This window comes from Delftia sp. WSY_10 (genome assembly GCF_043104705.1).
GTDB lineage: Bacteria > Pseudomonadota > Gammaproteobacteria > Burkholderiales > Burkholderiaceae_C > Comamonas > Comamonas tsuruhatensis.
This window is the reverse complement of the sequence record NZ_JBICKY010000021.1, coordinates 162,712-182,764: the sequence shown is the minus strand read 5'-3', so window position 1 is coordinate 182,764 and position 20,053 is coordinate 162,712. Positions and strand designations below refer to the sequence as shown.

The 20,053-nt window shown below is 69.7% G+C and carries 14 protein-coding genes; 5 read left to right on the top strand and 9 right to left on the bottom strand.

The features are described from left to right. Window positions 1–16: 16 nt before the first annotated feature. The gene (locus ACF8ML_RS11895; protein WP_212645417.1) at window positions 17–1,345 is read right to left on the bottom strand and encodes an ABC transporter substrate-binding protein; all 1,329 of its coding nucleotides are present in this window, start codon (window positions 1,343–1,345) and stop codon (window positions 17–19) included. 209 nt (window positions 1,346–1,554) lie between these two features. Here ACF8ML_RS11895 and ACF8ML_RS11890 point away from each other — a divergent pair, with 209 nt between their 5' ends. Further along, entirely contained in the window at window positions 1,555–2,532 is a 978-nt protein-coding gene (locus tag ACF8ML_RS11890) for an alpha/beta fold hydrolase (protein ID WP_047326805.1), read from the top strand. 65 nt (window positions 2,533–2,597) lie between these two features. Here ACF8ML_RS11890 and ACF8ML_RS11885 read toward each other — a convergent pair whose 3' ends face one another. Continuing rightward, window positions 2,598–5,132, bottom strand: a complete 2,535-nt coding sequence (locus ACF8ML_RS11885) for a penicillin acylase family protein (RefSeq protein WP_047326804.1) — start codon at window positions 5,130–5,132, stop codon at window positions 2,598–2,600. Window positions 5,133–5,317: 185 nt separating this feature from the next. Here ACF8ML_RS11885 and ACF8ML_RS11880 point away from each other — a divergent pair, with 185 nt between their 5' ends. Continuing rightward, window positions 5,318–5,698 carry a hypothetical protein gene (locus tag ACF8ML_RS11880; protein WP_034363630.1) on the top strand — a complete coding sequence of 127 codons (381 nt, stop codon included), beginning with the start codon at window positions 5,318–5,320 and terminating at the stop codon, window positions 5,696–5,698. A 130-nt stretch (window positions 5,699–5,828) separates the two neighbouring features. Here the strand turns inward: ACF8ML_RS11880 and ACF8ML_RS11875 are convergent, their stop codons facing one another. From ACF8ML_RS11875 to ACF8ML_RS11860, 4 genes are all read right to left on the bottom strand, one after another. Beyond that, window positions 5,829–6,578: a sterol desaturase family protein gene (locus ACF8ML_RS11875; RefSeq protein WP_016449226.1), complete on the bottom strand. Its 750-nt coding sequence runs from the start codon at window positions 6,576–6,578 to the stop codon at window positions 5,829–5,831. A 19-nt stretch (window positions 6,579–6,597) separates the two neighbouring features. Next, window positions 6,598–7,590, bottom strand: a complete 993-nt coding sequence (locus ACF8ML_RS11870) for an LD-carboxypeptidase (protein ID WP_392408064.1) — start codon at window positions 7,588–7,590, stop codon at window positions 6,598–6,600. Between the two features lie 352 nt (window positions 7,591–7,942). Beyond that, on the bottom strand, window positions 7,943–9,262 hold the full coding sequence (tadA, locus tag ACF8ML_RS11865) for a tRNA adenosine(34) deaminase TadA (RefSeq protein ID WP_047326914.1): 1,320 nt from the start codon (window positions 9,260–9,262) through the stop codon (window positions 7,943–7,945). A gap of 60 nt (window positions 9,263–9,322) precedes the next feature. Then, window positions 9,323–10,582, bottom strand: a complete 1,260-nt coding sequence (locus ACF8ML_RS11860; protein WP_047218406.1) for a branched-chain amino acid ABC transporter substrate-binding protein — start codon at window positions 10,580–10,582, stop codon at window positions 9,323–9,325. A gap of 465 nt (window positions 10,583–11,047) precedes the next feature. On the opposite strand from ACF8ML_RS11860, the gene ACF8ML_RS11855 reads away from it, so the two are divergent. Beyond that, window positions 11,048–13,054: a U32 family peptidase gene (locus ACF8ML_RS11855; protein WP_016451402.1), complete on the top strand. Its 2,007-nt coding sequence runs from the start codon at window positions 11,048–11,050 to the stop codon at window positions 13,052–13,054. Here ACF8ML_RS11855 and ACF8ML_RS11850 read toward each other — a convergent pair. After that, window positions 13,018–13,299 carry a hypothetical protein gene (locus ACF8ML_RS11850; RefSeq protein ID WP_012206611.1) on the bottom strand — a complete coding sequence of 94 codons (282 nt, stop codon included), beginning with the start codon at window positions 13,297–13,299 and terminating at the stop codon, window positions 13,018–13,020. The two genes, ACF8ML_RS11855 and ACF8ML_RS11850, sit on opposite strands and share 37 nt — an antisense overlap. Window positions 13,300–13,309: 10 nt before the next feature. After that, on the bottom strand, window positions 13,310–15,652 hold the full coding sequence (locus ACF8ML_RS11845; protein WP_392408061.1) for an FdhF/YdeP family oxidoreductase: 2,343 nt from the start codon (window positions 15,650–15,652) through the stop codon (window positions 13,310–13,312). Window positions 15,653–15,780: 128 nt separating this feature from the next. On the opposite strand from ACF8ML_RS11845, the gene ACF8ML_RS11840 reads away from it, so the two are divergent. After that, window positions 15,781–16,239: a GNAT family N-acetyltransferase gene (locus tag ACF8ML_RS11840; RefSeq protein ID WP_013801551.1), complete on the top strand. Its 459-nt coding sequence runs from the start codon at window positions 15,781–15,783 to the stop codon at window positions 16,237–16,239. A gap of 12 nt (window positions 16,240–16,251) precedes the next feature. Here ACF8ML_RS11840 and ACF8ML_RS11835 read toward each other — a convergent pair whose 3' ends face one another. Next, window positions 16,252–19,002 (bottom strand): LuxR C-terminal-related transcriptional regulator, encoded by a 2,751-nt coding sequence (locus ACF8ML_RS11835; RefSeq protein ID WP_392408060.1) that lies wholly within the window; start codon window positions 19,000–19,002, stop codon window positions 16,252–16,254. Between the two features lie 177 nt (window positions 19,003–19,179). Between ACF8ML_RS11835 and ACF8ML_RS11830 the strand changes: the two genes are divergently transcribed. Beyond that, on the top strand, window positions 19,180–19,962 hold the full coding sequence (locus tag ACF8ML_RS11830; RefSeq protein WP_016451398.1) for an SDR family NAD(P)-dependent oxidoreductase: 783 nt from the start codon (window positions 19,180–19,182) through the stop codon (window positions 19,960–19,962). Window positions 19,963–20,053 lie beyond the last annotated feature (91 nt).

The window sequence follows — 20,053 nt, the reverse complement described above, 5'->3', positions numbered from 1 at the left end:
CCACCTACTGCGCCACCTACCGGGCCAGGCCGCGCGCCTCGGCCGCCAGCTTGGCCGCGCGCTCGTAGTTGGCACGCGCCTTGTCGGCCCACATCTGCTCCAGGCCCGTCAGCTCCTTGGACACGGCCACATCGCGCCGGCTCTTGCGGAACAGCTCCAGGAACTGCTCGTCCTTCACATTGGCTTCGCCCACCAGCGGCGAGTAGGCGATGTCGCGCGCCTGCGCCAGCAGCTCCTGCCCCCTGGCATTGGGCTTGGCCTGCAGGGCCTTGTGCGCCTCCTGGATGGCGCGCGTGGCCGCCTGCAGCTCCTTGAGGCGGAAGGTCACCATCTGGTCGAACAGGCTGATCACCACGGCATAGCGCGACTCGGACAGATTGGCATCGAACTGCACCTTGGCGCGCTGCGCCACCTCCTGCGGCACGGGGTAGCCGGCCGGCGCCTTCAGCTGGCTGTAGGGCAGGATGGGCAGGCGGCTGATCTTGGGGTCGAACAGCAGCTGCTGGCCCGGCACCGACATGGTGAAGGCCATGAACTTGCGCGCCTCGTCGGCATTCTTGGCGCCCGCGATCAGCGCGATGTTGGCCGGCACCACGGCCGTCATCGCCGGGTAGGCGAAGTCCACCGGGAAGCCCGAATACTTGCCCGCCAGCCCGAAGAAATCGATCACGATGCCTATGCCGTACTGGCCGTTGTTCACGCCATCGGGCACGGCAAAGCTGCGGTCGGTCACGGCGGCGGCGTTGCCCATCATGGACAGCAGCTGGCGCCAGCCCTTGTCCCAGCCCTCGCCCTGCAGGATGGTCTCCACCGTCAGCTGCGTGGTGCCCGAGCGCGAGGGCGAGGAGATGGCGATGTGGCCGAAGTACTCGGGCCGCGTCAGGTCGCTCCACTCCTTGGGCGCCGCCAGCTTGTGCGCCTTCAGGTAGCGCGTGTTCCACATGATTCCGTAGCCGGCCAGCGCCTGGCCGTAGTACAGGCCCTGCGGGTCGTTGAGCGGGTAGTTGCCGATCTTGGCGGGCGCGGCCGGATTGCGCGTCTCGGGCGCGGCGGTCAGCAGCTTGTTGCGCGCCAGCACCTCGAAGGCATCAGGGGCGCTGGCCCACATGATGTCGGGCCGCTGGCCCTCGGGCAGCTCGCGCACATAGGCCACGGCGGCCGTGGTGTTCTTGTTCAGGATCTCGATCTTGATCCCCGGATTGGCCGCCTCGAAGGCCTTCTGGTAGGCCGTGGTCAGCTCCTTGGGAAACGAGGTCAGCACCGTCACCGTGCCGGCCTGGGCCGCCATGGCGGCGCCCCACAATCCTGCGGCCATGGCGGCCGTCAGCCATCTGCGTTGCTGCATTGCTGTCTCCTTCGGGTTGTTGTGCGGTCGATCTGCAACCCACTGTAGGCAGCGCCGGCCCGGCCGGCCAATCATTGTTTCTGATGCCGTGCATCAGCGGCGGCGGCGCTCGGGTTACTACCTGCGGGTCTGCCGCCACAGGGAAATCCCGCGCCACCGCTGTCCCGCCCCTGACTGCTGCACAGCAGCAAACCGGAATAATCGGCGGGATGCTGCAAGCCCCCTCTTCCCTCCCCGCCACGGCCGCTGAAGAAGCGCCCATCTACGCTCCCACACGCCCCTGGCGCTCGCGCATGGTGCCGGTGCGCACCATGGAGTACCACGTGCGCGAGTGGGGACCTGTGGATGGCGATCCCGCGCTGGCGCCGCTGGTGCTGGTGCACGGCTGGATGGATGTGGCGGCCTCCTACCAGTTCGTGGTCGATGCCTTTGGCGAGGCCTTCATGGCGGGGCGCCGCATCATCGCGCCGGACTGGCGCGGCTTCGGCCTGAGCCGGCCGGCCTGGCCTGCCGACCGGCATGACTTTGCCGACTACCTGGGCGACCTGGACCATCTGCTGGACACCCTGGCGGGCGATACGCCCGTGGACCTGGTGGGCCACAGCATGGGCGGCAACGTGTCCATGATGTATGCGGGCGCGCGGCCTGCACGCATACGCCGGCTGGTCAACCTCGAAGGCTTCGGCATGCCGGCCACCCGGCCAGACCAGGCGCCTGCGCGCTATGCGCAGTGGATGGACGAGCTGCGCCAGCTGCGCAGCGGCGGCATGGAACTCAAGAGCTATGACAGCGTGCAGGACGTGGCGCGCAGGCTGATGAAGACCAACCGCCGCCTGCCCGAGGACAAGGCGCTGTGGCTGGCCCACCACTGGGCGGCGCCCAATGCGCAGGGCCGCTGGGAAATCCTGGGCGACACGGCGCACAAGCTCATCAGCGCCCAGCTGTTCCGCGTGGAAGAAATCCTGGCCCTGTACCGCGCCATCACGGCGCCGGTACTGGCCGTCGAGGCCAGCGACGACAGCCTGGGCATGTGGTGGAAGGACCGCTACACGCTGGCCGAGTACCACGAGCGCATCGGGCAGATTGCGGACTGCCGCACGGCCGTGGTTCAGGACGCCGGCCATATGCTGCACCACGACCAGCCGGCGGCCGTGGCCGGGCTGATCGAGCAATTCCTCAGCACCTGAGGCCTGCGCGCGCCGCTACTGCAGCCTATTGCAACCTACTGCAACCTACTGCAACCTACTGCAACCTACTGCGGCCGCAGCATCATCGAATGGCGCCAGCGCGCGGGCGCCATCTGCAGCGGCCGGTAGCGGCCGTCGGCCCATTCGGCAGACATGTCCGCATAGCGGCTGGACAGGGCCACGCCGCTTTGGCCGGTCTGGTAGATGAACAGCGAGCGCTCGGGCTCGGCCAGATCGTAGATGGCGCGCAGCGATGCCGCATGGCGGTTGGCGAACGGCGCCCTGGCATCGCCGGGCAGGTACTGGCCCACGTTGACGGTGTAGCTGTCACCGCCCGAAGGCACGCTGACATTGAAGATGCCCGCCAGCAGCCCCACGCTGCCCAGCGGCCGGTGGCTGCTCAGGGCCGCATGCGCCGTGCCCCAGCGCCAGCGGCCCAGATCGCTGCCCTGCATGGACTGCAGGCGCACCAGCGCCCGGTCCAGCGCCTGGCTGACCTGGGCACTGCAGCCTGCAGCCGCGCACCACCAGCCGTCGCGGCGTTCCAGCATGCCTTCGATGCCTGCGCGGTAGTCGCGCTTGCCATAGGTGGCCGCAAAGGTCTGTGCGCCAATGCGCGGGATCACCAGGCCGCGCGTGAGTTCGTCCACCCAGGCGGCAAAGATCAGGGGCGCGGCCTGCGCAGCATCCATGCGGCCGTCGAACTGCGCCATCACCCGGCGCGCCTGCCCGGCCAGCGGATGTGTGGCCGGCGCTTCGTCCAGGGCCTTGAGCATTTGCGGCAGCAGGGCACGGGCGGCCAGCGAGGTCTGGTCGTTCTGGATGGAGGCCATGCTGACCACGTCGTGCCTGTCCTTCGCATCGATGAGTTCGGTGATGCGCTGGTGCCGGTACGGCAGGCTCCAGTCCTGGGTGAGGAAGTGGGCATAGCCCTCGCGCGTGATGCGCTGGTTGGCGGTGGCCAGATAGCCCTGCGCCGTTCCATCGTCCTGCGGGGCCTGGTCGTAGGGCAGCCAGCCCTGCCAGTCGTAGCGTGCCTCCCAGCCCGGCGCGGGCGCCACGCCGCGCAGGTCGTTGTCGGCCGCGCGCAGCGGCACCCGGCCTGCGGCCTTGAAGCCGATGTCGCCATGGACATCGGCCGCGACGATGCTCTGCATGGGCGAGTGGTAGTCGGCAAAGGCCTCGAACAGCTGGGCCACGCTGCGCGCCTCGTTGGCGCGCAGGCCGGCCTGCACGGTGAGGTTGTCGGTGTCCAGCGCGGCCCAGCGCAGGGCCACGGCGTAGCGGCGCTTGTCGAGCACGGCCTCGTACTGGGGCTGCACATCGCTGATCACGGGACCGTGGCGCGTGCTGCGCAGCGTGAGCTGCACATCGGCCCGGCCCTTGACCCTGATGCGCTCGCTGCGCTCGGTGAAAGGCGCCCAGCCGTCCGGCGTGCGGTAGCGGCCCGGGTTGCCTGGATCGATCTGCTCCAGGTACAGATCCTGCACATCGGGATTGGTGTTGGTAAAGCCCCAGGCCACCTCGCGCGTGCGCCCCAGCACCACGAAGGGCAGGCCCGGCAGGGTGGCCCCCACCACATCGATGGGCGCCAGCGGCGTGCCGTCCTGCGCATGGCCGGCGGGCGACTGCAGGCGCGCGTAGTACCAGATGGCGGGCGCGCTCAGGCCCAGATGGGGATCGTTGGCCAACAGGGGCTTGCCGCTGACCGTGCGGCTGCCCGAGAGCACCCAGTTGTTGCTGCCCTTGCCGTCGTTGGTGCCCGCATCGCGCACCATGTCGCGGGACCAGCGGGCCCAGGCATCGCTCGCCTCGCCGGCGGCAGCCACCTTGGGCGCAGACGCCGCCTGTGCCTCCTGGCGGTACACGCCCAGCCCCCGGTAAAGCGCGGCCAGATCGGTGGCGGTGGCCGGCGCCTCGCCCGGATAGGGCGGCATCAGCTGCCACAGCTGCTGTGTGTCCAGTTGCGAGAGCGCGGCCAGCCGCGCGAACTCGTTGCCCCAGTTGCCGCCCAGGTCCAGCGCCATCATCAGCGCCCAGCCCACGCTGTCCTCGGGCGCCCAGGCCGAGCTGTCGCCTCCGCCCGGCGTGGTGCCCAGCAGCATGAATTCGGGCACCTGCGGATGCTGGCGCATGGGCAGGGCCGCATAGAAGGCCGCGATGCCCTCGCTGTAGGCCTGCAGCGCCTCGCGCGCGTTGGCGGGCAGGGATGCGTACTGGCGCCGCGCCGCGCCGCGTATGTCCAGCGCACGCATGAGCTTGTCGGTGTCCAGCGTGGCCGGCCCGAGGATCTCGGACAGCGTGCCGTGCATCAGGCGGCGGTTGAACTCCAGCTGCCAGCCGCGCTCCTGCGCATGCACATGGCCCAGCGCGCGCCACAGGTCCTGCGGCGTGAAGGCGCTGATGTGGGTGATGTCGGCCTCGTCGCGCCGCACGCGCACGGGCTGCTCCAGGCCGGCCAGCGTGAGCTGTCCGTCGAGCACCGGCTGCACGCGCACGGCATAGATGGCCACCGCGCTGCCGGCCAGCAAGGCCGAGCCGACCAACGCCACGGCGCCCACGCTCCACCATCGCGAGTTCAGGATTCGCATGATTCCCATTCTTCTCCCTTCCCCCTGCTTTTTTTCATATCGTAGTGTTGCAGTTTGTAGCATATGAACTGGTCCATTGCTCACATTGCTCACGACGAATCGTCAGCAAGTCTGGCCCCGCCTTCAGGCGACAATCAGCGCCCGCCCTGCGCAAATGGATGCAGGGCGCCAGACAGAAACAGGAAGTACCAGGAATGTGGCCTTTCAGCCTCTTGAAGAAGCTCAGCCAGGACCCGCCCGTGGGCCAGCCCCGTGGTGACTACATAGGCTGCTACCTGCTGGGAACCGAGGCGCCGGGCCAGGCCGGCGTCAGCTACGTCTCGCTGGCCACCACGCGCGAGCAGCTGCAGGCCGATGCCCGCGCCTACCTTGAAGGCTTCGTGCGCGACCACCCCGAAGCGGCCGACACCGACCTGTCCGCCATCCGCTCCCTGCTGGAGAACCTGCCCCAGCGCCTGGACGCCCACCTGTCCGGCGACACGCGCGCGCCGCTGGCCGAGCAAGGCGGCACCGTGCTCTTCCTGCGCACCGGCATGCGCGCCCGCCGCAAGGAAAACGGCCGGTATCTCGAATAGCAGTCAGCCCCCACCGCCACCGTACAGAACCTCAAAAACTGGCGCGGCCAAGAACAAGGGACAGCGAGCAAGGGCCTACGCCGGCCGCGCCGCCCCCCCGCGAAGCGAGAGGGGGAAGGCGCGCAGCGCCTCAGGGGGAGTTCTGCTTGTGCACGTCTTGCCAGCGCAGCATGTCGGTCACGCGCTCGGCCTTGTCGGCATCAAAGCCCAGGCGCTCCACCCGCTCGGCCGGATTGGCCCAGGTGCCGAACAGCAGATCCCAGACGGGCAGGCCGTAGTTCTGCGCATGGTGGCCGTACTGGTGGTGCACGGTGTGCATCTCGGGCCGCTGCACGATGTATCCCAGCCAGCGCGGCGTGCGGATGTCGGCATGCAGGAACAGGTCGAACGCCCCCGTGAGGCCGATGGCAAAGGCGGCAGCCAGCGGGCTGGCCCCCAGCACCCAGTAGCTGGACAGCGCGCTCAGCAGCACGGCGGCGGCCGTGTCCATGGGATGGGCGAAAAACGCCGTGAGCGCCTCCACGCGCGGCGCGCTGTGGTGCAGCTGGTGGAACAGGCGCCACAGCGTGTCCGACCGGTGCGTGGCGCGGTGCCACCAGTAAAAGACAAAGCTGGTGAGCACAAAGCTCAGTGCGCCCACGGCCCAGGCCGGCCATTGCCGGCCCACGTCCAGCAGCGCATGGCGGCGGATGCCGTCCGAGAACAGATGGCCTACCGCCAAGGTGGTGGCCAGCGTGCCCAGGCCCAGCAGCGTGGACAGGATCAGCCAGCGCCGGTCGCAGTGGTTGCGCGAGGCCGGCGCGATCACCTCGCGCGTGAAGATGCCGACGAACATCAGCGCCAGCAGCGGGTAGGCCGCGAACTCCCACATCTGCAGCATGCCGTCTGCTCCTTGCCGCTCAGTGCACGTGGCCCCAGTAGATCAGCGCATCGCGCCCTTCGACCGACAGCGACACGGGCGCGCCCACGGGCAGCATCACCTTGGTCGGCACATGGCCGTAGGGCAGGCCCTGCAGCACGGGGCACTTGACCTGGCTGCGCAGCCAGTCGATCACGGTCTGCAGCTTGAAGCCCTTGTCGTGCGAGCTGAGCTTGAACTCGCTGAACTGGCCGAACACGATGGCCTTTTGCTGGGCCAGCACACCGGCATGCAGCAGCTGGGTCAGCATGCGTTCCACGCGGTAGGGATGCTCGCCCACGTCTTCCAGGAACAGGATGCCGCCCTTGATCTGCGGGAAGTAAGGCGTGCCCAGCAGGGAGACCAGCACGGCCAGGTTGCCGCCCCACAGCGTGGCGCCGCCGCTGATGTAGAAGTCCTTGACGGCAGGCTTGCCGTCTTCGCGCAGGCCGATCTTCGGCATCTGCCAGCCCGCGCCCTCGCCCTGGCCGCTGAGCAGGTCGTTGAAGCAGTCCAGCATGATGTCGTCCACGCCGCCCTCGTCGTCGGGGCGGCCGAAGTCGTGCACCAGCAGCGGGCCGGCCCAGGTGGTGGCGCCGGTCTTGGCCAGCAGGGCCAGCGACAGCGCCGTGAAGTCGCTCAGGCCCACGAAGCGCGTGCCGCCTGCGATGGCCTTGGCCACGGCCTTGTACTTGATGCCCGGCAGGATACGCGTGAGGCCGTAGCCGCCGCGCGTGGGCAGCGCCAGGTCGGCACCGCTGGCCGCTGCGCGCTCGATGGCCGCCAGGCGCGTGCCGTCGTCGCCTGCAAAGCGCTGGTGGCTGCTCAACGCGTCGGCATCGATCTCCACCTGGTGGCCCATGGCCTCCAGGCGGCGCACGCCGCGCTTGAAGCCGGCCTTGTCGCGCACGGCACCGGCGGGCGAATAGATATAGATGTGGCGCGGACCCTGGTCAGGCGCATGGCCGCAGCAGCTGCCGTCGGCGGCATGCACATGGCCGTGATCGTGGCTGTGGGCAGCGCCATGGTCATGCGCCGCAGCATGCGAATGCTCCTGTGCACGGTCATGGCCATGTGGATGTTCGTGCCCGTGGGCACAGCAGGTGCCGTCGGCGGAATGCACATGTTCGTGCGCATGATCAACGGGTGCAGGCGCGGCAGCGGCTGCCTTTTTGCGGGGCGTGCCGGATGTGCTGGGCGTGCCGGGCGTGCTGGAAGAGCGGGAACTGCGCGAAGTGGCCAAGGTGGTTCCATGCCGGCCCTGGCCGGCATGCTCCATATTGCAAGGGGAGTGAAGACGGGGACCTGCCGCTGCGCAGCCCCGGCAAGGGGCCGGCGGCGCAGGCCTACGGGCGGAAGTATTCCACAGCGTCGGCCACCATGCCGGCAGCGCACAGGGGAACCCAATGGCCGCACGGGGATAGGCGCAGTTGCGCTGGCGGCAGCTGTGGCAGCGCCTGCAGCCAAGCCTGGCGCCATGCGGGCGCGGGCATCAGCGCATCGTGCTCGCCGCCCTGCACCCACAGGCGCTGCTGCTGGCTCCACGGCACCAGCAACGCCATCGGCAGCGGCGGCATTTCGGCCTGCACGCGGGGCCAGGCCTGCAGCGCGGCGCGGTGGCCGGGTTGGGAAAACGGCAGGTTCCAGGCCTGCGGCTGTGCGCCAGCCTCCTCACCCGCCTCGCGCATGGCGCGGCCCACGGGCCATGACGGCTTGCGCGCCGCCTGCGCAAACCATTGCACGCAGGCATCGGGCGCCGGGCCTGCAGGCCAGGCATTCATGAGCCAGGCGCCGCAAAAACGGGCGGGCTCGGCCTGCGCCACGGCCAGGCCCAGGTGCACGCCATCGTCATGGCCGACCAGCACGATGTTCCGCAGGTTCAGCGCCAGCACCAGCTCAAGCAGCACTTGCACATGCCAGGCCGCGCTGTGCGCCTTGTCCTTCTTGGGCTGGTCGCTGCGGCCAAAGCCCGGCAGGTCGGGAACGACCACGCGATGGCCGGCCTGGAGCCACCCGGGCAGCATGGGCTGGAACAGCTGGCCCCATGCCGGGCTGCCGTGCAGGCACAGCCAGGTCAGCGGTGCATCGTGCGGTCCTTCATCGACCACGGCCAGGCGCAGGCCTGCCAGCGCCGGCAGATCGCTGCGCCACTGCGGCTGGGCAAAGCCGCCGAAGGTGGAATCCGCATGGCGCAGTGCCGTGTCCTTGAGCGGATGCGGCTGGGCCGCGCGCTGCTCGGCGCGGCGCATGCGAAAGAAGTCCGACATCAGGGCCGCGCATTCGCCGGCCAGCACGCCGCGCGTCACCTGCGTGTGGTGGTTGATCTGCGGCAGCGCAAACACGTCCAGCACCGATCCGGCCGCGCCCGTGCGCGGCTCGGCCGCGCCATAGACCACGCGGCCCAGGCGCGCATGCAGCATGGCGCCGCTGCACATGGTGCACGGCTCCAGGGTCACGTAGAGCGTGCAGTCGTCCAGCCGGTAATTGCCCAGGTGCGCGGCCGCATCGCGCAGCGCCAGCACCTCGGCATGGGCCGTGGGATCGCCGTGGGCCACGGGCGCGTTGCGGCCCCGGCCGATGATGGCGCCGTCCTTGACGATGACGGCGCCCACGGGCACCTCGCCCGCCCCTGCAGCGGCGCGTGCCAGCTCCAGGGCGGCGCGCATCCAGGCCTCGTCGTCGGCCTGCGGCAAGAAAGGGGGTTCGGCAGCCACGTTGTCAGCGCGTCAGGGCAGCGCCTTGCGCACGCCCTGCGCGTAGTGGTACAGCGTGACCACCGGCGCCTGCAGCTCGCCCTGGGGCGTGAAGGCAATCGGCGCCGTCACGCCCTCATACCGGGTCTGGCGCAGATAGGGGATATAGGCATCGGGCCGGATGGAATCGGCCCGCACCATGGCCTGGGCCAGCACCATGGTGGCATCGTAGGCGTAGGGGCTGAAGACTTGGTACTGGTCGGCAAAGCGCTGGTCATAGCGCTGCTTCCAGGCAGCGCCGCCCGGCATGCGCTCCAGCGGGCTGCCGCCCACGGCGCAGGTCACGTTGCGCAGCGGCGCCGCGTTGCCGGCCAGCTCGGGCAGGCGCAGCGTGCACTGGCCGTCGCCGCCCAGAAAGCGCACCTTGTCCATGGCCAGCTGGGCCATCTGCCTGAGCATGGGGCCGGCCTGGGCATCCAGGCCGCCGAAGAAGATGGCGTCGGGCTTCTTGCCCTTGATGGCCGTGAGGATGGGGACGAAGTCCGTGGACTTGTCGCCGGTGTACTGCTTGTCCACGATCTCGATGCCCTGCTCGCGCGCCTGGGCCTCGAACAGCGCCACGATGCCCTGGCCGTAGGCCGAGCGGTCATCGATGATGGCCACGCGCTTGACGCCCAGCTTGCCCACGGCGTGGGACACCAGCGCATCGACCATGGCGCGGTCGTCGGCGATCACGCGGTACGTGGTGTCATAGCCCGACTGGGTGATGGCCGGGTTGCTGGCCGCAGGCGTGACCATGACGATGCCGCAGTCCTGATAGATGGACGTGGCCGGCAGCGTGGTGCCCGACTGCAGGTGGCCGACCACGGCCGCCACCTTCTTGTCGCACAGGCGCCGGGCCAGGGCCACGGCCTGGCCGGGGTCGCCGCCGTCGTCGCCGGCCTCCAGCTTCCAGTGCAGCTTGCGCCCGCCGATCTCCAGGCCCTTGGCATTGAGATCGTCCAGGGCCATGCGCACGCCGTTTTCCTCATCCTTGCCCAGGCTGGCAATGGGGCCGGACACAGGCCCGGCATGGGCAATGCGCACCACCAGGGGCGCATCGGCTGAACCCGGTGCAGCGGGCGCAGCGGGTGCAGCGGCCGTACCGGGTGCAGCCGCCGCAGCGGAAGCCCCTGCCGCCTGCCCGTTGGCCGGGCCGCTTCCCGGCAGCGCCCAGGCCAGGCCGCCGCTGCCCAGCATGGCGCACAGCAGGGCCGGGCCGGCCCACGGGAAATGGCGAATCGAGGCGTGCATGGCAACTCCTGGAAAAAACGGTCAATCAGTGAAACGGCGCCTTGGCCAGCGAAATCCGCTGCGGCGTGGCCAGTCTGGCGCTGCCCGGCCGGTCAAGGACTGGCGCAGCGAAAGCGCACCAGGCAGAGGGCGGAGCAGGCACGGGCCAGGGTGTCCGGCATGGCGGCCCGGCCCGTGCAGTGCGCATCCTAAAGGATAGGCAAAAACCGGCGCTGCGCGTCCGGGCATCGGGCGCATACCCCCTGGCGCGCGTTTTTTCGGGGCTGCGGCGATAATGCTGCGCCTCACCGCAAGCGGGCTGCGAGGTTTTCGTCGCCGGACCGCCCCAAGACAAAAAGCGGCCCCCTTGGGGGGCAGCGGACCTTGCGCAGCAAGGGTAGCGTGGGGGCCAGTTTCCCCCGCATTGCGCCCGACGCCCGGCCCCCACGCCGGTGCGGGTACGAACACAGAACACCACAAAGCCCCATGTCCCTCCTGCCCCACCAGCTCGAACTCCTGTCTCCCGCGCGCGATGCCGACATCGGCATCGAGGCCGTGAACCATGGCGCCGACGCCGTCTACATCGGCGGCCCGGCCTTCGGCGCGCGCGCCACGGCGGGCAACGACATCCGCGACCTGCAGCGCCTGATCAACCACGCGCACCGCTTCGGCAGCCGCATCTTCATCACGCTCAACACCATCCTGCGCGACGATGAACTGGAGGCCGCGCGCAAGATGGCCTGGCAGATCTACGAGGCCGGTGCCGACGCGCTGATCATCCAGGACATGGGCCTGCTGGAGCTGGACCTGCCGCCCATCCAGCTGCACGCCAGCACCCAGACCGACATCCGCACCCCCGAGAAGGCCCGCTTCCTGCAGGATGCCGGCCTGTCGCAGATCGTCGTTGCGCGCGAGCTGGACCTGCAGCAGATCGCCGCCGTGCGTGCGGCCACCGACCCGGCGCGCACCACCATCGAATTCTTCGTGCACGGCGCGCTGTGCGTGGCCTACTCGGGCCAGTGCTACATCACCCACGCCCACACGGGCCGCAGCGCCAACCGCGGCGACTGCAACCAGGCCTGCCGCCTGCCCTACGAGGTGCTGGACGCCAGCGGCCGCATCATTGCCCACGAAAAGCACGTGCTGTCCATGAAGGACAACAACCAGAGCGACAACCTGCGCGCACTGATCGACGCCGGCGTGCGCAGCTTCAAGATCGAGGGCCGCTACAAGGACATGGGCTATGTGAAGAACATCACGGCCCACTACCGCAAGCTGCTGGACGAAATCATCGAGGAGCGCGAATTCTCCGACACGCCGCTGGCGCGCTCGTCTTCAGGCAGCACCACGTTCAGCTTCACGCCAGACCCCGACCAGAACTTCAACCGCGAGTTCACCGACTACTTCGTCAACGGCCGCAAGGACGACATCGGCGCCTTCGACACGCCCAAGACACCGGGCCGCGCCATCGGCTGGGTCACCAAGGTGGGCGAGAACTTCGTGGAGATCGAGACCTCGAGCCGCGACACCGAACTGCACAACGGCGACGGCCTGTGCTACTACGACCTGCAAAAGGAACTGGTGGGCCTGCAGATCAACCGCGCCGAGTCGGTGGATGCGAAGAAGTCGCTGTGGCGCCTGTTCCCCAAGGACCCCATCGCCGGCTTCAAGGACCTGCGCAAGGGCCTGGAAGTCAACCGCAACCGCGACATGGCCTGGGTGCGCACGCTGGACAAGAAGTCCAGCGACCGCCGCATCGGCCTGTGGGCCGAACTCAAGGAAACGCCCGACGGCTTTGCGCTCACGCTGACCGACGAGGACGGCTTCACCGCCACCGCCGCCATCGTGCAGGAACACCAGGCCGCCACCGACGCAGCCCGTGCCGAGGCCACGCTGCGCGAGCAGCTGGGCCGCTTCGGTGCCACCATCTTCTCCGTGCATGACATCGGCCTGCAGCTGAGCCAGCCCTGGTTCGTGCCGGCCTCGGCCCTGAACCAGCTGCGCCGCGACGCCGTCGCCGCGCTGGAGGCCGCGCGCCAGGCCGGCTTCGTGCGCCTGCCGCGCGCCCTGCCCGTGGAGCCGCCCGTGCCCTTCCCCGAGGACACGCTGACCTACCTGGCCAACGTCTACAACCAGAAGGCGCACGACTTCTACATCAAGCACGGCGTCAAGGTCATCGACGCGGCCTACGAGAGCAAGGAAGAAGAAGGCGAAGTCAGCCTGATGATCACCAAGCATTGCGTGCGCTTTTCCATGAGCCTGTGCCCCAAGCAGGCCAAGGGCGTGATCGGCGTCAAGGGCACGATCAAGGCCGAGCCGCTGCAGCTGATCAACGGCAAGGAAAAACTCACGCTGCGCTTCGACTGCAAGCCCTGCGAAATGCACGTGGTGGGCAAGATGAAGCGCGCGGTGATCAACCAGCACGCCAAGGAAATGCAGGAGTTTCCGATGCAGTTCTACCGCACGCGTCCCGTGCCTTCGGCCAGCGCCTGACAGGCCTCGGCCTCCACCCACAAGCGCCCGCGCTCCGTCAGGGCCGCCAGCCACCGCCCCTCTTCCTGCTCCAGCCTGACCCAGCCCGGCCCCGGTGTGCCGGCAATGGGTGCATCGCCCATCAGCGCCAGGCAGCGCATGAGCACGCTGGCGCCCTGCCCCAGTCGCTTGCCCAGCCTGGGCAGGGACATGGGTGCGGGCTCGGTGGCCAATTCGCGCAGGATGGCGGCGGCCAGTTCTTCCATGCCTTGCACTTCAGGCCGCCATTTCTTCCAGCGCGGGAGACGGCACGGCAGGCAGCCGGTGCGCCACCAGCTGCACGGGAATGGACTTGGAGCTGGGCGTGCCCGCCACAATGGCCGTGGCCGACAGCGGCACCAGCGGATTGGTCTCGGGATAGTAGGCAGCGATGCAGCCGCGCGGAATGTCGTAGGCCACGAGCCTGAAGCGCTCGGCGCTGCGCTGCTGGCCGTCATCCCACACCGTCTGCAGGTCCACCCAGTCGCCATCCTTCATGCCCAGGGCGCGGATGTCCTCGGCATGGATGAAGACCACGCGGCGCTGTCCGAAGACGCCGCGGTAGCGGTCGTCCATGCCGTAGATGGTGGTGTTGTACTGGTCGTGCGAACGCGTGGTGAACAGCGTGAACACCGGCGATGCACCGGGGCTGCGCGCGGCGCGTGCACGGTGCACGGGCGTGTCGCGCGGCACGGCGTGCACGAAGAAGCCGGCCTTGCCCCGGGGCGTCTCCCAGATGCGCTCGCTTGCCGCATTGCGCAGCTTGAAGCCGCCCGGCACGGCCACGCGCGCGTTGAAGTCGTGGAAGTCGTCGAAGACCTGCTCGATCAGCTCGCGTATGCGCGCATAGTCGCCGGCCAGCTCCTGCCAGGGCACGGGCCGCTGCGCGCCCAGCGTGGCGGCAGCCAGGCGCGCGACGATGGCGATCTCGCTGAGCAGGTGCTCGGACGCAGGCGGGTTGATGCCGCTGGAGATATGGACCATGCCCATGGAGTCCTCCACCGTCACGCCCTGCGGCCCGGTGGCCTGCATGTCGATCTCGGTGCGGCCCAGGCAGGGCAGGATCAGCGCCTCGCGGCCGTGCACCAGGTGGCTGCGGTTGAGCTTGGTGGTCACATGCACGGTCAGGTCGCAGCGGCGCAGCGCCTGCCAGGTGGCATGCGTGTCGGGCGTGGCCGCCGCGAAGTTGCCGCCCAGCGCGAAGAAGATCTTGCCCCTGCCTTCGAGCATGAGGCGGATGGACTCGACCACGTCCACGCCGTGGGCGCGCGGCGGCTCGAAGCCGAAGACCTGCTGCAGCCGGTCCAGCAGCGCGGCCGGCGGCTTTTCCCAGATGCCCATGCTGCGGTCGCCCTGCACATTGCTGTGGCCGCGCACCGGGCAGGCGCCCGCACCCGGGCGGCCGATGTTGCCGCGCAGCAGCAGCAGGTTGACCAGCATCTGCACGGCGGCCAACGAATGCATGTGCTGCGTGATGCCCATGCCCCAGCAGACGATGGTGCTGCGGGCGGCGATGTAGACCTCGGCCGCCGTCTGCATCTGCGCGCGGCTCAGGCCGGACTCGGCCTCGAGAAGACCCCAGTCCTCGGCCCGCAGGTCCTCGGCCAGGGCCTCGAAGCCGGTCGTGTGTTCGGCGATGAAGGCATGGTCCAGCACGCCGCCGCACCCGTGCCCCAATGCATCGTCCTGCGCGATCACATGCTTCATGATGCCCTTGACGGCCGCGATATCGCCGCCCACGCGCAGCTGGAAGTAGTGCGTGCTGATGGGCGTGGCGCCCAGGGTGGCCATCTCCAGCTTGCTTTGCGGGTCCTGGAAGCGCTCCAGCCCGCGCTCGCGCAGCGGGTTGAAACTCAGGATGCGCGCGCCGCGCTTGTGGGCTGCGCGCAGTTCGCCCAGCATGCGCGGGTGGTTGGTGCCGGGGTTCTGGCCGAAGATGAAGATGGCATCGGCCTGCTCGAAATCGGCCAGCTGCACCGTGCCCTTGCCCACGCCGATCTGCGGCTTCATGCCGCTGCCGCTGGGCTCGTGGCACATGTTGGAGCAGTCGGGGAAATTGTTGGTGCCGTAGGCGCGCACGAACAGCTGGTACAGGAAGGCCGCCTCGTTGCTGGCGCGGCCCGAGGTGTAGAAGATGGCCTGGTTCGGGTCGGGCAGCGCGTTCAGGTGGCGGGCAATCAGCGCAAAGGCGTCGTCCCAGGCGATAGGCCGGTAGCGGTCGCTGGCCGCGTCGTACACCATGGGCTCGGTGAGCCGGCCCTGGTCTTCCAGCCAGAAATCGCTTTGCGCCATGAGCTCGGCCACCGTGTGCCGGGCAAAGAATTCGGGCGTCACGCGGCGCGCCGTGGCCTCGGCCGCCACGGCCTTGGCGCCGTTCTCGCAGAACTCGAAGGTGGAATGGTGGTTGCGGTCGGGCCAGGCGCAGCCCGGGCAGTCGAAGCCGTCGGGCTGGTTGGCCGACAGCAGGGTCTTGGCGCCCTTGACGGCGATATCCTGGCGCATCAGGGCCTGGCTCACGCTGCGCAGTGCGCCCCAGCCGCCGGCGGCCCCCTTGTAGAACTCGATCTTTTGTTCGGACATGGGCCGGGAGTGTTCCGCCTGTCCATGATCCAGGTCAAATCACATCTCCAAATGGAGAGATTCAGCAAAGATATGAGCACGGCATCCTTGCCCTGCGCCATGCTGGCAACCTCAGCCCCGGACCACCGATGAACTCCACAGCCATACACACCGCCATCCCCGAAGATGCCGCGCTGATCGCGCCGCTGTTCGATGCCTACCGCCAGTTCTACGAGCAACCTGCGGATGCCGACGCGGCGCTGGCCTTCATCACGGCGCGGCTGGAGCGCGGCGAATCCGTGATCCTGCTGGCCCGCCGACCGGACGGCAGCGCCCTGGGCTTTTGCCAGCTCTACCCCTCGTTCTGCTCGGTGCTGGCCGCGCCCATCTACGTGCTCTACGACCTCTTCGTGGTGCCCGATGCGCGCCGCCTGGGCGTGGGCCGCGCCCTGCTGCTGGCGGCCGAAGCCCATGCCCGCGCCACGGGCCATGCACGCATGGACCTGACCACGGCCCGCAACAACCTGCGCGCCCAGGCGCTGTACGAGTCGCTGGGCTGGGTGCGTGACGAAGTGTTCCTGACCTATGCGCGCCATCTGCAGGCTTGAGCCGCCAGCGGCCTAGCGCAGAACCCGCAGCTCCCGCGCCAGCGCCACGGCCTGGGTGCGGCTGCGCGCGCCCAGCTTGAGGTTGATGCTGCGCAGGTGGGTGCGCACCGTGCTGTCGGAGACGAAGAGCTTCTCGGCCATGGCCGCATTGGAGTAGCCCGAGGCCAGCAGTTCCAGCACGCGCAGCTCCTTGCGGGTCAGGGGCTCGGCAAGCGCCGTGGCCGGCGCCGGGTCCTGGGGCGCATCCGCTGCCTGCAGCTCGGGGGGATCGGCGGGCTCGGCAGGCTCGCCCAGGGCAGACAGCAGCCGCTGCGCATGGGCGGCCGCCTCTGGCTCCGCCGCTTCCGTGCGGCGCGACAGTGTAGGCGTCAGTGAGGGCGACAGCACACGCTGCAGCACGGGCGCGAGCAGCGGCCCCTCATCGAGCATCAGGCGCACAAAGCCTTCGCTGGCCCCGTGGCGCAGCGGCTGGGCCAGCATGGCGGCTGCGGCGTCCAAGTCGCCGCAGCCCGCCTCGGCCAGCGCGAACAGCACCTGCAGCTTGAGGCTGCGGTGGCGGCGCCCGCGCAGTTGCGCATCGGCCAGCAAGGGGGCGATGGCATCGCGCACGTCACGGCAGTCGCCAAAGTGCAGCCCCCAGCGCAGCCGGGCGATGGCGATGTCCTCCACCTCGTGCGGCGGCAGGCGCAGGCGTTCCACGCGCGGCCATACGCCAGGGTCGTCGGCACGCTCCAGCGCCTCGGACGCGGCCGCCCGGTTGCCCTGCAGCACGAAGATGCGCGCATGTTCCAGCCGCGCGCTGGCCGTCACGCGCGGCAGCTGGCGCTCGTGCCCCAGGTATTCCAGTTCGGTGAGCAGGCCCACGGCGGCATCCACGTCGCCGCGCAGGAAGGCGATGCGCGCGCGCATGCGGTAGCTGGCGATCACGTGGTCGGGCAGGCCCACATCGCGTGCCAGCGGCAGGTAGACCTGCAGCAGGTGATCGGCGCCGTCGATGTCATTGCCCTCGTAGAGCACCCCCGCGTACAGGACGCCTGCCCAGGCATTGCCGTTGGTGGGGTTGTAGGCCGCGCTGCGCGGCGTGGCAGCCAGCGCCACCCTGAAACGCGCTGCCGCCTGGCGCAGCCGGCCGGCGGACAGGTCCAGCACGCCTTCCATGGCCTCGGTGTACATGCGGCTGAACAGGCTGCCGGCCTGGGTGCTGCGTGCCGCATCCAGCAGGCGGCGGGCCTCGTCGGTATCGCCCAGCACCGATGCCACGTAGGCCATGGCATTGGTCAGCGAGCTGTCCGCAAAGGGCCGGCAGCTGGGCAGGCGCGCCAGCGCCTCGCGGCCCAGGGGCGCAGCCTCTTCCACGCGGTCCATCATGGCCAGCAGCAGCGGCCGCAGGGCGATGACCAGGGCCTGCGCGGCAGGGTCGGCGGCCATGCCGGGCTCCAGCGCATCCAGCCACAGCTGTGCCTGCACGGGACCGCGGGTGAAGCAGTCGGCATAGGCGGCGACGGCCTGCAGCAGCGGCTCGCGCGCCAGCAGCGGCGCCGGCAGGGCCGTGAACCAGCGCGACAGCAGGCGCATGCGGCCCTGCTCCATCAGCGCCTCGGCATGGCGCGCCAGCAGGGACAGGGCATGCGGCAGGTCGCCGCCTTCCAGCGCATGCTCGATGGCGGGCACGGGCCGGCCGCAGGATTCGTACCAGCCGCTGGCCGCCAGATGCAGGCGCTGCACCTCGCCAGGGCGCTCGCGCTGCAGCTGGGCGCGAAGGAAGTCGGCAAACATGCTGTGGTAGCGCCAGCTGCGCCTGCCCTGCCCTTCGTCGGCCAGCGGCAGCAAGAACAGATGGGCCTGCTCCAGCGCCTGCAGCATGGCGGCGCCATCGGCGCGCGGCACCAGGGCCTGGCAGACCTGGGCATCCAGCGTGCGCAGGATGCTGGTGCGCAGCAAAAAATCGCGCACGGGCGCGGCCTGCTGTGCCAGCACGTCCTCGGCCAGGTAGTCGGCCACGGCACGCTCCGAGCCCGAGAAGCGCTCGATGAAATCGCTGTGCGCCCCATGCCGCTCCAGCGCCAGCGAGGCCAGCCACAGCGCGCCTATCCAGCCTTCGGTCTTGTCCACCAGGCGCGCCACGGCCTCGCGCGGCAGCGCGCAGCCGCGCAGGCGAAAGAACTCCTCGGCCTCGGCCGCTGAAAAGCGCAGCAGCGCCGCATCGATCTCGAGCAGCTGGCCGCTGGTGCGCAGCCGCCCCAGCCCCAGGGCCGGCAGCGCGCGCGAGCCTATGACCAGCCGGCCGTGCACGGGCAACTGCTCCATCAGCTGGCGCACCAGGCCCAGCACGGCATCGTTGTGCAGCACCTCGAAATCGTCGATGAACAGCGCAAACGACCGGCCTTCGCCGGCCAGCGACTGCAGCGCCCGGGACAGCTCGCCCGGCCCGTCCGCCTCGCGCTCGGCCATGCCGCCCAGGCCGCGCACGGCCGCGCCCAGGCATTGCAGAAAGCGCGAGACATCGTTGTCGGCGGCATCCAGCGTGAGCCAGGCCGTGGCCTGCCCTTCGGCCTGCAGGCGCTCGCGCATCTGGCGCATGGCCGTGGTCTTGCCGAAGCCGGCCGGCGCACGCACCAGCACCACACGGGCGCGCAGCGCCTCGGGCCAGCGCGCGGCCACCGCCAGGCGCGCCACCTGGGCTGCGGCCGCGCGCGGCGGGCTCAGCTTGGCCTGGGGCACATAGCCGGAACCGGGAGCAGGAATGGGCACTGGGGACGGCATGCGGGCGAGGAGCACATGGCAGGAGTGAAGGAGCGGGCACTTTCGTCGGTTTCGACGATGGCGGCAATGCGGGGTGATTCCTAGACTGGCCTGCAGATCATAGGCAGCGCAGCGCGCCCTGTCGCGAGCCAAGGCGACAGGGCGCGCGGCAAAGACTCTCACAAAGGAGACCCACACATGAAGCTTGACGCAAGCATCAGCGCCGTCGTCACGGGCGGGGCATCGGGCCTGGGCGCGGCCACCGCGCGCCGCTTGGCCGCCAGGGGCGTGCGCGTCGCCCTGTTCGACCTCAACGAGACGGCCGGGCAGGCGCTGGCGCGCGAGACAGGCGGCCTGTTCTGCCGCGTGGACGTGACCGACGAGGCCAGCGTGGACGCGGGCTTTGCCCAGGCCCGCGCGGCCCACGGGCAGGAGCGCATCCTGGTCAACTGCGCGGGCACGGGCAATGCCGTCAAGACGGCCAGCCGCGACAAGGCCACGGGCGAGATCCGGCACCTGCCCGTGGCCAATTTCGACCGCATCATCCAGATCAACCTGGTGGGCACCTTCCGCTGCATCGCCAAGTCGGCGGCGGGCATGCTCACGCTGGAGCCGCTGGCCGACGGCGAGCGCGGCGCCATCGTCAACACGGCCTCGGTGGCGGCGCAGGACGGGCAGATGGGCCAGGCCAGCTACTCGGCCAGCAAGGCCGGCATCACGGGCATGACCCTGCCCATCGCGCGCGACCTCATGGGCGAGGGCATCCGCGTGAACACCATCCTGCCCGGCATCTTCGACACCCCGCTGCTGCAGGGCGCGCCCGACAACGTGAAGGCGGCGCTGGCCGCCTCCGTGCCCTTCCCCAAGCGGCTGGGCCAGCCCGACGAATACGCCCACCTGGCCGAGACCATGATCACCAACGGCTACTTCAACGGCGAGTGCGTGCGCCTGGACGGCGCCATCCGCATGGCGCCGCGCTAGGCGCACCGCCCAGTCACCACGGCAGGCACCGTCCCCGCGTTTTCCCTGGCCGGAATCGTCGATTGCGACGATGCCCGGCCCGCGCCGGCCG

Excerpts from the sequence above, each read along its gene's own strand:
- ACF8ML_RS11885 (WP_047326804.1), bottom strand. The coding sequence starts at position 5,132 with ATGGGAATCATGCGAATCCTGAACTCGCGATGGTGGAGCGTGGGCGCC.
- ACF8ML_RS11880 (WP_034363630.1), top strand. The coding sequence starts at position 5,318 with ATGTGGCCTTTCAGCCTCTTGAAGAAGCTCAGCCAGGACCCGCCCGTG.
- ACF8ML_RS11895 (WP_212645417.1), bottom strand. The coding sequence starts at position 1,345 with ATGCAGCAACGCAGATGGCTGACGGCCGCCATGGCCGCAGGATTGTGG.
- ACF8ML_RS11875 (WP_016449226.1), bottom strand. The coding sequence starts at position 6,578 with ATGCTGCAGATGTGGGAGTTCGCGGCCTACCCGCTGCTGGCGCTGATG.
- ACF8ML_RS11850 (WP_012206611.1), bottom strand. The coding sequence starts at position 13,299 with ATGGAAGAACTGGCCGCCGCCATCCTGCGCGAATTGGCCACCGAGCCC.
- ACF8ML_RS11860 (WP_047218406.1), bottom strand. The coding sequence starts at position 10,582 with ATGCACGCCTCGATTCGCCATTTCCCGTGGGCCGGCCCGGCCCTGCTG.
- ACF8ML_RS11855 (WP_016451402.1), top strand. The coding sequence starts at position 11,048 with ATGTCCCTCCTGCCCCACCAGCTCGAACTCCTGTCTCCCGCGCGCGAT.
- tadA (WP_047326914.1), bottom strand. The coding sequence starts at position 9,262 with ATGCGCGCCGCCCTGGAGCTGGCACGCGCCGCTGCAGGGGCGGGCGAG.
- ACF8ML_RS11830 (WP_016451398.1), top strand. The coding sequence starts at position 19,180 with ATGAAGCTTGACGCAAGCATCAGCGCCGTCGTCACGGGCGGGGCATCG.
- ACF8ML_RS11890 (WP_047326805.1), top strand. The coding sequence starts at position 1,555 with ATGCTGCAAGCCCCCTCTTCCCTCCCCGCCACGGCCGCTGAAGAAGCG.
- ACF8ML_RS11835 (WP_392408060.1), bottom strand. The coding sequence starts at position 19,002 with ATGCCGTCCCCAGTGCCCATTCCTGCTCCCGGTTCCGGCTATGTGCCC.
- ACF8ML_RS11840 (WP_013801551.1), top strand. The coding sequence starts at position 15,781 with ATGAACTCCACAGCCATACACACCGCCATCCCCGAAGATGCCGCGCTG.
- ACF8ML_RS11845 (WP_392408061.1), bottom strand. The coding sequence starts at position 15,652 with ATGTCCGAACAAAAGATCGAGTTCTACAAGGGGGCCGCCGGCGGCTGG.